Here is a 13,400-nt window from a genome sequence, read left to right as displayed (position 1 = left end):
AAGGGAGAGTTGGTCACCAACTTGGCAGAGCTGGTGGAAGGCGTGCTTCCTCTCGCGCATCATCTGCAGATAGTCATTCCCCGCAGATGGCTGATTCCTTCGTGCCCGCACCCTCGGATCACGCCGCGTTCGTCCTCGCCGCGCTGTTCACGCAGCCGGCCCTGTGCGGCGCCCGGCCCGGGCCCGCCCCCGCAGAATCCACAGCACCGCCTCCAGCGAGCGCACGATCACCTCCGCGCCCGCCTCGCGCAGGCGCGCCTCCTTCTCCTCGTTGCGCGCGTAGCCGAGGAACGGCACCCCGGCCTGCTCCGCGGCCCGCAGATCGGACGGTGCGTCCCCGATCATCACACTGTTCCCCAAGGCCGCGCCCATCGCCCGCAGGGCCCGGTTCAGGTGGTACGGGTCCGGCTTCAGCTGGTGGAGTGCGTGTGTACGGCCGTAGATGTGCGGGGCGAAGCAGCCGACGAGTCCCCGGCCGGCCAGATACGCGGAGGCCGTACGCGCCGAGTTGTTGGTGGTGATCGCGAGCCGGGCGCCGCACGCGGTCCAGGTGCGGATGAGCGGATCGGCGTACGGGGTGGGCATGGCGCTGGGGACGGCCCTCAACTCGTGCCGGGTGAGCATCTCCTCCAGCTCGGCCACGAGATCGCTCCCCGGGTGCCGCCGGTGGACCGTGCGCAGCAGCACCTGGGGGTCGGGCTGCGCGCTCTCCTCCTCGGTCAGCAGCGGGCCCAGTCCCTGCCCGCGCAGCCACTCCTTCATCGCCCGTGCGACCTCGGCCGCCGGGTGGCGCGCGAACAGATGGCAGATCGGTCCGTCGAAGTCGAAGAGCACGAAGCGTGCGCTCTCGACCAGCTCGCGCAGTCTCTCGGTCTCTGCTGTCACCGGCATGGTCCGCGTCGTATCAGAGGTCATCAGGAGAGTGTCAGGTCCGTGGTGATCGTTTCCCAGAGGGCGTCGAACCACGCGTGCGACTGCTCCACGAACGTCGTGTCCAGCAGGTCCGGCCCCCGCGCGAAGCAGAACAGCAGGGACCGCGTGCCCTCGGCGTCGTACACGTCCAGGTGTTTCTGGTCGATCTCGTGGCCGTGGCGCGTCAGCGTGTAGTAGGCGAACAGCGCCTCCGACCCGTTGAGGAGGTAGAGCTTGACGGGCGGGGTGAAGGGCAGCGCGCGGAAGGAGACGTGCACGTCGATGCCGTGCGTACGGCGCAGCGCCAGCAGGTTGTGCCGCAGGACGTGGCCCTGTGCGTTGCGCTGCGCCAGCCAGCGCCCGTGCAGCCGGTCGTCGTCCGGGCCCTCCACCGGGGTGGGGAACGCCAGGTCGATCCGGCCGCTCGGCAGCAGCACGCGCACATCGACTCTGGCCGGTTTTATGCGTCCCGCGTGAATCTCGCGCAGCGGCCCGCCCATCGCCAGGGTCAGCGATACCGAGGTCAGGCACAGGGCGTCGATCTTCACGTGCGGTGCGGTGAACGCGGCGGATATCCGCGGGGCGAGCGCCACCGTCGTGGGCTGGGGCGGGTCCCCGGGTCCGGCCGGCGCCTCGACCGCCTGCCGCGCCACGGTCGCCGGGCTTCCCCGGGAGACATCGGTGAGCAGATGCTCCGACTGCAGGATGCGCAGCGCCTGGCGTACGGCACCCCGCTCCACGCCGAACTCGTCCGCCAGCTCGGCCTGAGTGGGCATCCGCTGGCCCGGTCGCAGCACCCCGGATCTGATCCGGCTGCGCAGTGCTTCGGCCACGTCGTGGTGGGACCTCTGTGGCTGTGGTGACCTCATCCGCCCATGGGCGTCAGCGTGTTCCGCTTCCACGGCCAAACGTTACAACTTCACGCCATCTTTTGGCAGTTCAGTGGAAGGTGGTTATGAGACGACTCCAAGTGGAGATAAGTAAGTCGAAGTTGGTCGCCAACTTCGACAGAAGTTGAGCAAACTTGAGCGGTCTTGAGTGACATGGTCACATTTTGGGAAGGTTGGTCACCGTGACGTCGTGACGCCGCTCGCCCAGCCCGGCTGACCGGAGGTTCAGGCTCCGGCAGTCCGGCCGACCGGGCTCCCTTCCGGAGGGGAGCCGGGAGCCCGGTCGGCCTGCACCACCCGCACCACCACAACCGAACAGCTCACAACCGAATAGCTACGGATGCACAGCACGGCAGCCACCACCGCACGGGAAGGAGCACCATCCGCGAGCGAGCCTGCGACGGCTCAGAAGGAGTCCGGGCACCACGGCCGCCTGGACGTACGCAGCAGGGCGTCGGCCACGGAGGCGACGCCCTTTTGCTGTTCGCTCAGCCGCCCGAGCGCCGCGAGCCGCACGGCGGACTCGTCACCCAGCCACAGGGCCGCCAACTCACCTACCGGCAGGGTCAGTTGGGGCTCCTGGCCGGTCGGCGTGCACTGCGCGCCGTCCGGTCCGGCCTGAAGCCGGTAACGGCCGCCGGCCAGCCCCGCCTTGTCCACGACCTCCAGGACGAGCGTGCCGGCGGTGTCGTACGTCCGTGCCTCCAGGGCCCGTACGACATCCAGGATCCGCACCCACAGCCAGTCCGCGTGCGTGACGAGACGGGCGGCACGGGGATCGGGCAGAAGGTGCGGCAGCAGGTCGTCCGGGGCGCGGTCGTCCGTCCGTACCGTCGTGACCCAGTCGATCGAGCAGAGGTAGTGCCACAGGGCACGCTCGGCGGCCGGCCCTGTCGCGATCAGGCTCTTGACGGTCACCTCGCCACCGGGCCGCTTGTCGTCGCCCCACCGGTTCTCGCACACATAGCTGACCAGGCCCTCCACCTCACCGGAGGGCCCGCGGTACACGGCGTGGAACGGCTCGGTCCAGGGCCGGGCGTCCAAGCGGATCGCGCCCGTGATGAACCGCCACCAGCGCTCGGAGCGGTCGATGGCGCCGGCCTGGCCGCCGCGGAGGCGCTCATGCAGCCCCGGGCCCAGCCTGCGGACGTCGGCGCCGTCGACGAGGTCGATACGGCCGCCGTCGTCCGGGACGGGGCGGTGGCGGTCGAGGCCGGTGCGGGGGATGTCGACGGACCACTGGGCGGTGTGGGTGGCCGGACCGAAGCCGAAGCGGCCGTAGATCGGGTACTCCGCGGCGATGAGCGTGGCGACGACGTCACCGCGTTCCTTCGCGGCGGCGAGGTCGAGGGCCATCATGCGGCTCAGCAGACCACGGCGGCGGTGCGTGGCCGTGACGGAGACGTTGGTGATCGCGTCGGCTTGGACGGGGGCGCCGCCGACCGCGGTCAGCTCCTGGGGGAAGGAGCGGAAGGTGGCCACGATCGGGGTCCCCCCGTCCGGGGAGCGGGGGGCGCCGGTGTCGAAGGCGCCGAGGGTGCGGGACAGGGTGAGGCGCGTGGCGAGGTCGGCGACGTCGTGATCGGAGAGACCCGGAGGCCGGAGAAAGCCGGCGTTCAAGGCGCGGCTCCACTCCTTGATATCGGGCTCGGTGATGCTCCGTACGTCGATGTCCTCAGCGTGGCTCATGCGGCCACGCTAGGGGTCGGCGGGCCCGGGCGTCGTGTGAATTTACGACTGGTCCGGGGCCGGCCGGCGGGTGGCTGGAAGACCACGCGCCGTGGCCACCAGGTACCACAAACCAGCCGTCCGCTACGAGGCGGCCGTCCTCGTCGCGGCCATCGATGAACGGCTGTGCCCAGCGTCATCGAGCGTGATCCAGTAGCGGCGCTTGACCCCGGATGCGGTGCTGCGTACGTCTTCGAGGACGCCGCCGTTGCTTTCGATGGTGCGCGCCGAGCCGACGTTGCCCTCGTCACAGGTGAGGAGGACCCGGTCCAGACCGAGCGTCGGCGCCTTGAGCAGAACCGCTTCCAGCGCCCACGTGGCCAGTCCGCGTCTCCTGGCAGAAGGCCGAACGCTGTAGCCGATGTGTCCGCCGCCTTCCAGCAGAAAGGCGTTCAGATAGTGCCGAAGGTCGATGGCCCCCAGGTACGTCTCGCCGTCGACGATCCACCAGTGGGTGGCGTGGACGCGTCCTTCCCCGACGGGCAGCGACCGGTCCGATTGCTGTCGCAGTCGCTCGACCCACGAGGCGAACCCCTCCGGGCTGTCGAGGTCGTCGTCACCGACCAGACGCAGCCCGGCCCCGTCCTGGTGAGCACCGGGCTGCCACTCGTCACGCGCCGTGAGCCACGAGGAATGCAACCGTCCGGTGGGAGCGAGCAGTTCAGCCATGCGAGGGACGATAACAGCCACACCCCCTGACAGGGCTTCGTCAGGCGGCCCGACTAGAAGACCGCGTGTATCCCGCCGACCTCCCGGTCTCCGCCCAGCAGGGGTGCCCGGCCGATCCGGGCCACCACCGGGGCGTCCACTCCCATCAGGGTCAGGGCCCGGGCGAGGACCGGGCCCAGCGTCCGGGTGCCGCCGTCGTCCACCTTGAACGCGAGGGCCCGGCCCTCGGGCAGCGCCACCGCCTGGACGGCCTCCGCGCCCATCTTCGACAGGGCGCCGGGAATCTCGCGCATCAGCCAGGTGTCGGGCCGCCGGGTGCCGGCCACGTACTCCGGGTGCGCGCGCATCGCGTCCGCCACCCGGCGTTCCGCCGTGCCCGGTGCCGCGAGAACGAAGGAGCGGAAGGCCCGGGCCAGGCCGACGAGGCTGATCGCCATGAGCGGGGCACCGCAGCCGTCCGTGCCGGTCGCCGCCACCGGCTCACCGGCCGCCTCCTCCACCACCGAGTGGATCAGCCGCTGCAGCGGGTGCGCGGGGTCGAGGTAGGAGTCCAGCGGCCAGTCCCGCAGCGCGCACGCCGCCAGCATCGCCGTGTGCTTGCCGGAGCAGTTCATGGTGATCCGCTCCCGCACGGCCCCCGACGCCAGATACGCCTCCGCCTCCGCCGGGTCCAGCGGCAGGTCCGGCGGGCACTGGAGCTGCTCGGCGCTCAGGTCGTGCTCCGTCAGCATCCGCCGCACCAGCTCCCGGTGGAACGCCTCGCCCGAGTGGCTCGCGGCGGCGAGCGCCAGGCGCTCCCCGGCCAGCTCCAGCCCCGCGCGCAGCACCCCGGCCGCCTGCATCGGCTTGTTGGCGGAGCGGGGGAAGACCGGTGCCGTCGCGTCCCCGAGCGCGAACTCCACGGAACCGTCGGCGGCCAGCAGCACCAGGCTTCCGCGGTGCCGCCCCTCCACGAACCCGGAGCGCACCACCTCGGCGAGCACCGGGGGCGCGGGGGACGGAACGGACGTGGTGGGCTCGGCGGACGAGGTGGGCTGGGCGGACGTCGACATGGGCGGTGGCCTCCGGGACGGGGACCCGCCCGGCGACGCCCGGCCCGGAGGTTCTCCGGCCGGGGCGAACACCCCCGTGCACACTCGGGGCCCCGGGTTCGCCGGGGCCCTCACGTCACATGAGCAGGTCGTCTACTTGCGCTTCTCCTTCACGGTACCTGCGTGCGATTTCCGCACTGCAATCATCGGCCGTGCGCTGCAGGTGCTGCCGCCGCCGGGAGACCTGCCGCTCGTACCCCACGAGCCGGATCATCCCCGCGCCCAACTCCTCGTCCGTGCGCGCCTGGAGGTCCGACAGCTCGACCTCGCTGAGCATCCGGGACGCCAGCCGCCGGTACTCCTCTCCGTGCGGTGTGCCGAGCGTCACATGGCGGGCGGAGGAGCGCTGGCGGGCGGGCGTGTCCTTGAGGATCTCCGCGAGCCGCTCCATGACGCCCTCGGGGGCCGCCCGGCCGCCGCGCCGTGCCAGCTCCGCCCGCAGGATGTCGATACGGCCCTGGAGCAGCCGCCGTACGTAGCTGAGATCGGCCTCGTCCCGCTGGGCGTCCCGGCGCACGGCGCGCAGTTCACTCAGCCGCAGCGCGGACAGATCGTGCCCGGGCGGATCGACGGCCAGGGGGCTGTCCGTGCGCTGCACGGGCGGCCGGTGCTGTGCCAGGACGTCCGACAGGGCGGGCGCCACAACCCCGGGCGGCTGCCCGGTACTCGATGTGCTCATGTACCTCTACCGTCCCCTCGACCAGCGCGGCACCCCCCATGGATGGGCCGCGACAGACGCATCGTGCCACCCCGTGCCGCCCTCACGTGACCGAGTGCCACCGATCTGCCCCGGATGGAGGCGTTAAGGGGCAATAAGAATGCCCTCATAAGAGATCACCGGTCCGGTTCCTGCCTGGTTCCTGCCGGTGGGTCTTGGAACGCTCTCCCGGGCACCCGCGCAGCGCGTTTCGGCCGCACGGCATCATGGACCCCATGCGTGCGGTGGTGCAGAGAGTGGACGGCGCGAGCGTCGTCGTGGACGGCGAGACGGTCGGCGAGATCGACGGCGAGGGGCTGTGCGTGCTCGTCGGGGTCACGCACGAGGACACCAAGGAGAAGGCGGCCCAGCTCGCCCGCAAACTGTGGTCGATCCGCATGCTGCACGACGAGAAGTCCTGCTCCGACATCGACGCGCCGCTGCTGGTGATCAGCCAGTTCACGCTCTACGGCGACGCCCGCAAGGGCCGCCGCCCCACCTGGAACGCGGCCGCCCCGGGCGATGTCGCCGAGCCCCTCGTCGAGGAGGTGGTCGCCCGGTTGCGCGCCCTGGGCGCGACGGTGGCGACGGGCCGGTTCGGTGCGCGGATGCGCGTGTCGCTGACGAACGACGGCCCGTTCACCGTGCTCCTGGAGATCTGAGCCCTGCGGCGCCCGGAGACCCGGGTCCTAGGCACCCGGAGACCCGATCCCTGCGGCGCCCGGAGATCCGGGTCCTACGGCTCCACGACGACTTCCTGCGCCGCAGCCGTCGAGTCCGCCATGAGCGGGGCGTCCACCGGGATGTTCCGCTTGACCAGGGCGAGAGCGACGGGGCCCAGTTCGTGGTGGCGTACCGACGTCGTCACGAACCCGATCTTGCGGCCCTCGGGGCCCTCGTCCGCGAGCCGCAGCTCGGTGCCGTGCGGCGGCAGATGCACCTCGCTGCCGTCGAGGTGCAGAAAGACCAGGCGGCGCGGCGGCTTGCCCAGGTTCTGGACCCGCGCGACCGTCTCCTGACCGCGGTAGCAGCCCTTCTGAAGGTGCACGGCCGTCCCGATCCAGCCCAGTTCGTGCGGGATGGTGCGGTGGTCGGTCTCGAAGCCGAGGCGGGGCCGGTGCTGCTCGACCCGCAGCGCCTCGTACGCCAGAAGGCCGGCCGCGGGGCCGTTCTTCCCGGCGTAGGACTCAAGGTCCCCGCGCGGCAGGAAGAGGTCGCGGCCGTACGGCGTCTCGCGGACCAGGACGCCCTCGGGGGCCTCGGCGATCGAACCGGCGGGCAGGTGCACGACCGCGAACTCGTCCGTGCGGTCGGCGACTTCGACGCGGTAGAAGAACTTCATCGACTCCAGGTACGCGATCAGCGCGTCCTGGGTGCCGGGCTCCACATGGGCCCAGACCGTCTCGCCGTCGTCGACCAGGTACAGCGCGTGCTCGATGTGGCCGTGCGCGGAGAGGACGAGGGCCTCGGTGGCCTGGTGCGGGGGCAGTTCGCTGACGTGCTGGGTGAGCAGCAGGTGCAGCCAGCTCAGCCGGTCCTCGCCGCTGACGGTCAGGACACCGCGGTGCGAGAGGTCCACGAATCCGGAGCCCTCGGCGAGGGCTCGCTGCTCGCGGAACAAGTCGCCGTAGTGGGCGGCGACGCCTTCGTCCACACCCTCGGCGGGGACGGCGCCGGGCAGGGACAGCAGGGGACTCTTCATGGATCCAAGCCTACGACGCGGTATTTGAACTCTTCAGTGAACAGTCCTCACACCGGCCGAAGATCGCGAAGTGTTTCATGTCCGTGTCGAAACCGAACGTCTCGCGCAGCTTGGCGATGAACTCGGCGGCGACCTCCAGATCGGCCTCGATCACGTTGGTGCAGTCGCGGCAGACCAGGTGGATGTGGTGGTGCCGGTCCGCGAGGTGGTACGTGGGCGCGCCGTGCCCCAGATGGGCATGGCTGACCAGCCCCAGCTCCTCCAGCAGCTCCAGGGTGCGGTAGACGGTGGAGATGTTGACCCCGGACGCGGTCTTCCTCACCTCTATGAGGATGTCGTCGGGGGTCGCGTGCTCCAGGGTGTCCACGGCTTCGAGCACGAGTTGCCGCTGCGGGGTCAGCCGGTAGCCGCGCTGCCGCAGATCGCTCTTCCAGTCGGTGCTCACCACAGCACCCAGTGTAGGACCGGGGGCCCGCGTCGCGACCCGCCGTCAACACACCGCTTGGCGATACGTCGGCGAGCACGGCAGGGGCACCTGCAGTGCGCTGAGGTTCACGCCGCGGTGGACGCCCGGTGGGCGAGCTCGGGAAAGGCTTCTTCCCACACGGTGCGGATGTGCCTGCTGATGAGGGTGCGCAGGACAGGCCAGTGCTCCGTCAACAGCCCCCGGTCGAGGAAGGCGATGAGGTCGTCCCTCTGCCCCTCGGCGAGGACCGTACGGTACAGGCTCATGCCCTGGCGCGGACGGTCAAGATCATAGGTGCGCAGGCCGGACCAGGCGATATGCAGCGGCAGCGCGACCTGGCCATGCGTCGGCCCGGTGAGATCGTCGATCGAGTCCGGGAGCCGGTCCGCGTAACGCTGCCGAAGCACGTCTGCGGCGGGGGGCGAGGAACTGGACAACGGCTGCGGAACCATGGTGAGGACTATTCCGTCCCGTGCGGGTATGCGGCTACACGAAGCCGCTCTCCGGGGCGGTTTTCCGCCACCCGAAGCCGCCGCGGCGCCTGTTCCGCCGGCGGCGGCAGCACCGGCAGATCGCCCAGGGTTCCCGCGCTCACCGAGGGGATCACCCCGTCGGCCGCGCGCGCCCTGATGACCTGGACGTTCGTCACGGAAACAATGCGTCCCACGCCGGTGCACCGTGCGCTACGGCTTGCTACCTTGGTCGGTACGCCCTGGGTCCGCCTCTGCCTGTGCATGCCGCCCGGGGCACGGCTTTCGGAGCCCCCAGGGGGGACGAAACAGGGCCCCGCGGTACGGTCCGCGAGGCCCTGGGAGAGCGACCGGCGAATCGCTCGTGGGTCTGGATCTGCCTGGATCTATTTGAAGAAGGCGATTCCGTCGTCCGGGAGGTCGTCCGGGAGGGCCCTGGCCCAGCGCTCGACGTCCTCCGGGGTGACGACCTTCTTCAGGTGCGCCGACATGTAGGGGCGCAGCGGGACCTCCGGGGTCTGCTTCTCGCCGACCCACATCAGGTCGCTGTTGACGTACCCGTACAGCCGCTTGCCGCCGGTGTAGGGACCCGAGGCCGCCGTCCGGGCGACGGCGTCCGTGGCGATGTCGACCTGTGGTTTCTTCTCGGCCAGCTCGCCGTACCAGACCTCGACGACCCCGTCGTCGCGGACCATGGTGACCTCGACGTCGCGGGCCTTGTCGATCCGCCAGAAGCCGGACTCGGACTCCAGCGGCCTGACCTTGCTCCCGTCGGCGTCCAGCAGCCACGTGTGGGAGTGGTACTCCAGGAAGTCCCGGCCGTCGTGGGTGAAGGAGACCTCCTGCCCGAAGTTGCCCTTCTCGGAGCCGGGGAAGTCGTGCACGCCCGCGCCCGCCCAGGTGCCGAGCAGGAAGGCGAGCGGGACGAGGTCCTTGTGGAGGTCGGACGGGATCTCGATCATGAGCAGCTTTTCGTCGTGTGCGTCGGGTATGCGGAGGTCAGCGCTGGCCCTGGTACAGCTTCTTCACGGCCAGCCCGGCGAAGGCGAGCACGCCGACGCAGACCAGGACCAGCAGGGTTTCGAAGAAGATCTCCACGGGGTGCTCCTTGAGCGAGGATGGGTACACAAGAGCCAGGTCCCAGCTTACGTGGCCGGAACCCGGGACTCTCGGTGAGGGGTCGCGCCGCTCGGGGTCAGCGCTTGACGTCGTCTATGAAGCGGGACCACGCGGCGGCCTCGAAGACGAGGGCGCCGCGGGCGGGGTCCTTGCTGTCACGGACGGGGACGACGGAGGGGAGGTTCTTAGCGACCTCTACGCAGTTGCCGCCGTCCGGATTGCTGTAGGAGCTCTTGCGCCAGTCGGCGCCTGCCAGGAAATCTTCGGAGACCTCGACGCACTCGCCGCCGTCCGGATTGCTGTAGCTGCTCTTGCGCCACGTCGCGGTGCTCAGGTCGATGGCTCGCACGGCATTTCCTCCAACATCCGCAGGATGAACTTCCGCGACTCGGCCGGGTTCAGAGCCAGGTCACGCATCGCATCGTACGCACGTTGCAGGAGTTCAACTGAGCTGTTTTCTTCGATCAGTTCACCCCGGTGGGCATTCTCCGTGTATGCCACAGCCTTGCCGTCCAGCAGCCGCAGGAACATCACATCGGTGCTAACCAGGCCATGTAGCCCGGTTTCCTGCGGCAGGACCTGGATGGTGATGTTCGGGCGCTCCGAGACCTCCGACAGGTACTCCAGTTGGTCCCGCCACTCCTCCACGTCGCGCAGCGGGGAGCGCAGCACCGTCTCGGCGAGGAGCGCACGGAATGGTGGTGCCTCGTCCCCCTCCAGCAGCTTCTGTCGCCCCGTGCGGGCTTCGACCTGCTGGTCCAGCACCTTGCCCCTGGCGCCGCCCAGCGCGAGGACCTCACGTGCGTACCCGTCCGTCTGAAGCAGCCCTGGAACGATGCTCACCGAGTATTGCCACAGGCTCACCGCCTCGGCCTCCAGCAGCATGTACCGCCGGTACTGCTCCTTGAACTGCGTGGGGTCCCCCACCGCCAGCTCCCACAGTGCCAGCAGCAGCCCGGGGGTTCCGTAGTGCTGGTCCAGGGCCTGGACCACCTCGGGGCTGCCCAGGGTCTGGCCGCTCTCCATCTTTCCGAACAGGGACCAGTCCCAGCCCAGCACCTCTCCGAGCTTCCGCAGGCTCTCGCCCCGCTCGGTGCGCAGTAACCGGAGTTCCTCGGCGAACCGCTTCCTCGGTTCCTGGCTGCGTCCCGTGATCACCCGTCGCGGCGGCATAGCGCTCCTTACGTGGAAGACGGCCGTGGAAGGTGTGGAAGGAGCGCCGGCCGGCGGTGCAGAAGATCTCGTCCACGGCGTTCCGGCCCTGCTCAGCGGCCATGCTCATTACGTCGGAACACGCAGCGTAGTCCACTTGTCACGCGGCGCGCAGGCGTTGGCGGAAAGGAACGCACCCATGACGGCCAAGTCCCCCGAGCGCGGAACGCTCCTCTACGACCCGGCGACGGGCAAGGTCGGCGCCTACCAGGACCGGTCGGGGCCGTACGCGATGCTGCGCCCCGTCGGCGGGGGCCGGGAGTGGCAGGCCGACCCCGCGGCGCTGCGCCCGGCGACGGCCCGGGAGCGGCTGAGCGCCGGGGTGACAGCGGCGAACGCACGCACCCGGTCGGCCGGCGACACGAGCCGCCCGCCGCTTCCGGTGCGCGGCTGTGCGACGTGCACGGAACTGGACGGACTACGGGAGGCCGCGCGGGCGGAGTACGACGGCAGCGCGGAAACGGACGCCAACGTCCTGCTGCGCCGGCACCACAACCAAAAGCACCGCCCCTGAGTCCGCCGGGCTGGTGAGTGGCACCCTCTCAAAGCTTTTTGACCAGCTGGGCCGCCGTAGCGAGCGAGACCGACGGATACTGGCGCCGCAGTTCGCGCACTGCGACCGCCACCCCTCGCTCCTCGCGGATCCGGAGCAGCGCTTCTTTGTCGACTGCCTGGAAGAAGTCGTCAAAGCTCGCGAACTGGCGATCGAACTCTTCGCGCCTCCTTCTACGGTCGGAATACACCTCCGCACTCCCCACAAGCATGATTGCAACGACGAAGAACATCTCGCCAAGCACCATCGGCCAGTTGGCGATGGACAGGAAGGCCAGGAAGAAAAAGAATCCCGCCAGGCCCCACATCGCCGCACGGGGTCCGTACATGTACTTGCCGCCTTCCGGTGGCTGGAGTATGGGCGGATCGGATGGAAACTTGGCCGCTGCCGGGCATCAAGCCAGGGCGTCAGGCCAATGACCACCAGGGAACGCGCTGTTGTCCACCGCCTCCCCCTCAATGATCGCCATCTGCTGCGCCTGGGCCCCGATGACCGCTACCAGCGCGGCGACAGCGGCGGTGATCAACGCCGCGTTCACGCCAGCCTCTTCAACGATCATGACAGCGCCGGCCCAGGAGAACACCACGGACCCCAGGGCCGCGATGGCTGCGATGGTGACGGTGATGAACTTCGCAAGGATCGCGCCGAGCGCCACGTAGAACGCCATGCCGGCGACCGCACAGATGTTGAGCGCTCCGGCGATCTTGTCGGCGCTTGTCTCGATCTGAGTGGCAGCGGCTGGCTGGCCCTTGACCGACGTGGTGTAGGCGGTGGCTGCGTCTCCTGACCAGTGCTTGGGGGCGACGAGTGCTTCCGGTGCGATCTCACCAGCTACGGAAGAGGCCGGCCCGTGCTGCGGGGCTGGCCAGCGTACTTCCGCTGGGGCAACTCGGCCGGGAAGTTTTTCACGATCGACAGCTACGTCCACGAGCGACTCGCGATCTTCGACAATCGCAAGCGCGGCATCCCCGGCCACCATTAGGGCGAGCGCCATGACGGCGCCTGGTTCAACCGACTCAGGGTGTTCCGCCTGTCCGGGAACGTACGCAGGGTGGCAGCGCATGCCAGCCGGTGAACGATGTCGGTAAGCCGTGTGCGCGAGAAGCGCATGCACGGTTTGACGGGCGGGAGCTGGAAACGGAGCCCTCACGGACCACCGCGTCAGTCCCCGACCCTACTGAACCGCCCCGGGGGCAGGTGGAGGCTGCCACCTGCCCCGAGCACCCTTGCCACGTATGCTTCCTGCGTTTCTTGTCATGACCGGCTGGATCGGAGTCCACCATGAACATGACCCGGTTGTCCGCGGCGACTTCGATCCTCTCGGCCGTTGCCACCAGCGTGTTGCTCATCGGCTGCTCAGCCTCGGTCAGCGTTGAAAAGTCCACGCCGAAAATGTCTGCGAACAAGCTGGCCGGCATACTCGCCGAAAGACTTGCCGCCACAACAGGCCGGCCAAAGCCGCTCATCACTTGTCCCGAGGACATTGTCGGCAAGGTCGGTACCACCACCCGGTGCAAGCTCGCAGCGGACGACGGCAGCACCTTGGGCGTATCGGTCACGGTGTCCTCTGTAGACGGAGACCAGATCAATTTCGATTTCAAGGCCGACGACACGGCTTCCCCTGCTGCGAACTGACCGTGGTGTGGCGCCCTCGAGGATGAGGTAGGGAACGCCTGGCTGGTTTGGTCGAGCGGTGCAGACCGGACCTCACGTGCAAGGCGTGGGGCGACGCTGACTTCGTGGCGCTGCGTGCTGGTCAGCTTGTCAACAAGTCCCGTCCAGGCGCCGAGGCTATGAGAGCGTGGTGGTGAACCGGACAGTGTTCGGTGGGTGGGGCTGGCGGGGGATGCCTCGAACGATCTTGCTGGCCGGTCGGCGTGCATGGAAGAAC

General features: G+C 69.4%; 17 protein-coding genes. 3 read left to right on the top strand and 14 right to left on the bottom strand.

All coding sequences use genetic code 11. The features are described 5' to 3' along the window. Positions 1-147: 147 nt before the first annotated feature. From ACWD5Q_RS23615 to ACWD5Q_RS23590, 6 genes are all read right to left on the bottom strand, one after another. Positions 148-915 carry an HAD family hydrolase gene (locus tag ACWD5Q_RS23615; protein ID WP_451429015.1) on the bottom strand — a complete coding sequence of 256 codons (768 nt, stop codon included), beginning with the start codon at positions 913-915 and terminating at the stop codon, positions 148-150. Next, positions 915-1,820 carry a winged helix-turn-helix domain-containing protein gene (locus tag ACWD5Q_RS23610; protein WP_451429014.1) on the bottom strand — a complete coding sequence of 302 codons (906 nt, stop codon included), beginning with the start codon at positions 1,818-1,820 and terminating at the stop codon, positions 915-917. The genes ACWD5Q_RS23615 and ACWD5Q_RS23610 overlap by 1 nt, the downstream gene beginning before the upstream one ends. Positions 1,821-2,207: 387 nt before the next feature. Then, the gene (locus ACWD5Q_RS23605) at positions 2,208-3,491 is read right to left on the bottom strand and encodes a GNAT family N-acetyltransferase (protein WP_451429013.1); all 1,284 of its coding nucleotides are present in this window, start codon (positions 3,489-3,491) and stop codon (positions 2,208-2,210) included. A 123-nt stretch (positions 3,492-3,614) separates the two neighbouring features. Beyond that, positions 3,615-4,199, bottom strand: coding sequence for a GNAT family N-acetyltransferase (locus ACWD5Q_RS23600; protein ID WP_451429012.1), 585 nt, complete (start codon positions 4,197-4,199; stop codon positions 3,615-3,617). 53 nt (positions 4,200-4,252) lie between these two features. Then, positions 4,253-5,251: an asparaginase gene (locus ACWD5Q_RS23595; RefSeq protein WP_451429011.1), complete on the bottom strand. Its 999-nt coding sequence runs from the start codon at positions 5,249-5,251 to the stop codon at positions 4,253-4,255. Positions 5,252-5,366: 115 nt separating this feature from the next. Further along, complete coding sequence (locus tag ACWD5Q_RS23590; protein WP_451429010.1) at positions 5,367-5,969, bottom strand: RsiG family protein; 603 nt, start codon at positions 5,967-5,969, stop codon at positions 5,367-5,369. A gap of 254 nt (positions 5,970-6,223) precedes the next feature. Between ACWD5Q_RS23590 and dtd the strand changes: the two genes are divergently transcribed. Further along, positions 6,224-6,649 (top strand): D-aminoacyl-tRNA deacylase, encoded by a 426-nt coding sequence (gene dtd / locus ACWD5Q_RS23585; RefSeq protein ID WP_402434430.1) that lies wholly within the window; start codon positions 6,224-6,226, stop codon positions 6,647-6,649. Between the two features lie 74 nt (positions 6,650-6,723). Here the strand turns inward: dtd and ygfZ are convergent, their stop codons facing one another. The 6 genes from ygfZ to ACWD5Q_RS23555 form a co-directional block, all read right to left on the bottom strand. Continuing rightward, on the bottom strand, positions 6,724-7,689 hold the full coding sequence (ygfZ, locus tag ACWD5Q_RS23580) for a CAF17-like 4Fe-4S cluster assembly/insertion protein YgfZ (RefSeq protein WP_451429009.1): 966 nt from the start codon (positions 7,687-7,689) through the stop codon (positions 6,724-6,726). A 10-nt stretch (positions 7,690-7,699) separates the two neighbouring features. After that, complete coding sequence (locus ACWD5Q_RS23575) at positions 7,700-8,137, bottom strand: Fur family transcriptional regulator (RefSeq protein WP_451429008.1); 438 nt, start codon at positions 8,135-8,137, stop codon at positions 7,700-7,702. A gap of 104 nt (positions 8,138-8,241) precedes the next feature. Then, positions 8,242-8,607: a hypothetical protein gene (locus tag ACWD5Q_RS23570; protein WP_451429007.1), complete on the bottom strand. Its 366-nt coding sequence runs from the start codon at positions 8,605-8,607 to the stop codon at positions 8,242-8,244. Positions 8,608-9,011: 404 nt separating this feature from the next. Continuing rightward, positions 9,012-9,587, bottom strand: a complete 576-nt coding sequence (locus tag ACWD5Q_RS23565) for an FABP family protein (protein ID WP_451429006.1) — start codon at positions 9,585-9,587, stop codon at positions 9,012-9,014. Positions 9,588-9,820: 233 nt separating this feature from the next. Further along, positions 9,821-10,093 (bottom strand): DUF397 domain-containing protein, encoded by a 273-nt coding sequence (locus tag ACWD5Q_RS23560; RefSeq protein WP_451429005.1) that lies wholly within the window; start codon positions 10,091-10,093, stop codon positions 9,821-9,823. Continuing rightward, positions 10,075-10,917 carry a helix-turn-helix domain-containing protein gene (locus ACWD5Q_RS23555; RefSeq protein WP_451429004.1) on the bottom strand — a complete coding sequence of 281 codons (843 nt, stop codon included), beginning with the start codon at positions 10,915-10,917 and terminating at the stop codon, positions 10,075-10,077. The genes ACWD5Q_RS23560 and ACWD5Q_RS23555 overlap by 19 nt, the downstream gene beginning before the upstream one ends. Before the next feature lie 178 nt (positions 10,918-11,095). Between ACWD5Q_RS23555 and ACWD5Q_RS23550 the strand changes: the two genes are divergently transcribed. Next, positions 11,096-11,470 (top strand): hypothetical protein, encoded by a 375-nt coding sequence (locus ACWD5Q_RS23550; protein ID WP_451429003.1) that lies wholly within the window; start codon positions 11,096-11,098, stop codon positions 11,468-11,470. A gap of 28 nt (positions 11,471-11,498) precedes the next feature. Here the strand turns inward: ACWD5Q_RS23550 and ACWD5Q_RS23545 are convergent, their stop codons facing one another. Together ACWD5Q_RS23545 and ACWD5Q_RS23540 are read right to left on the bottom strand one after the other, a co-directional pair. Further along, positions 11,499-11,837 (bottom strand): hypothetical protein, encoded by a 339-nt coding sequence (locus ACWD5Q_RS23545; protein WP_451429002.1) that lies wholly within the window; start codon positions 11,835-11,837, stop codon positions 11,499-11,501. Positions 11,838-11,903: 66 nt separating this feature from the next. Beyond that, positions 11,904-12,503: a hypothetical protein gene (locus ACWD5Q_RS23540; RefSeq protein WP_451429001.1), complete on the bottom strand. Its 600-nt coding sequence runs from the start codon at positions 12,501-12,503 to the stop codon at positions 11,904-11,906. Between the two features lie 287 nt (positions 12,504-12,790). Between ACWD5Q_RS23540 and ACWD5Q_RS23535 the strand changes: the two genes are divergently transcribed. After that, positions 12,791-13,144: a DUF4333 domain-containing protein gene (locus tag ACWD5Q_RS23535; protein WP_451429000.1), complete on the top strand. Its 354-nt coding sequence runs from the start codon at positions 12,791-12,793 to the stop codon at positions 13,142-13,144. The last annotated feature ends 256 nt before the right edge of the window (positions 13,145-13,400 follow it).

The organism is Streptomyces sp. NPDC002513, from assembly GCF_053595355.1.
Note: the sequence above shows the minus strand (reverse complement) of the source record. Positions and strands in the feature narration are given on the sequence as shown.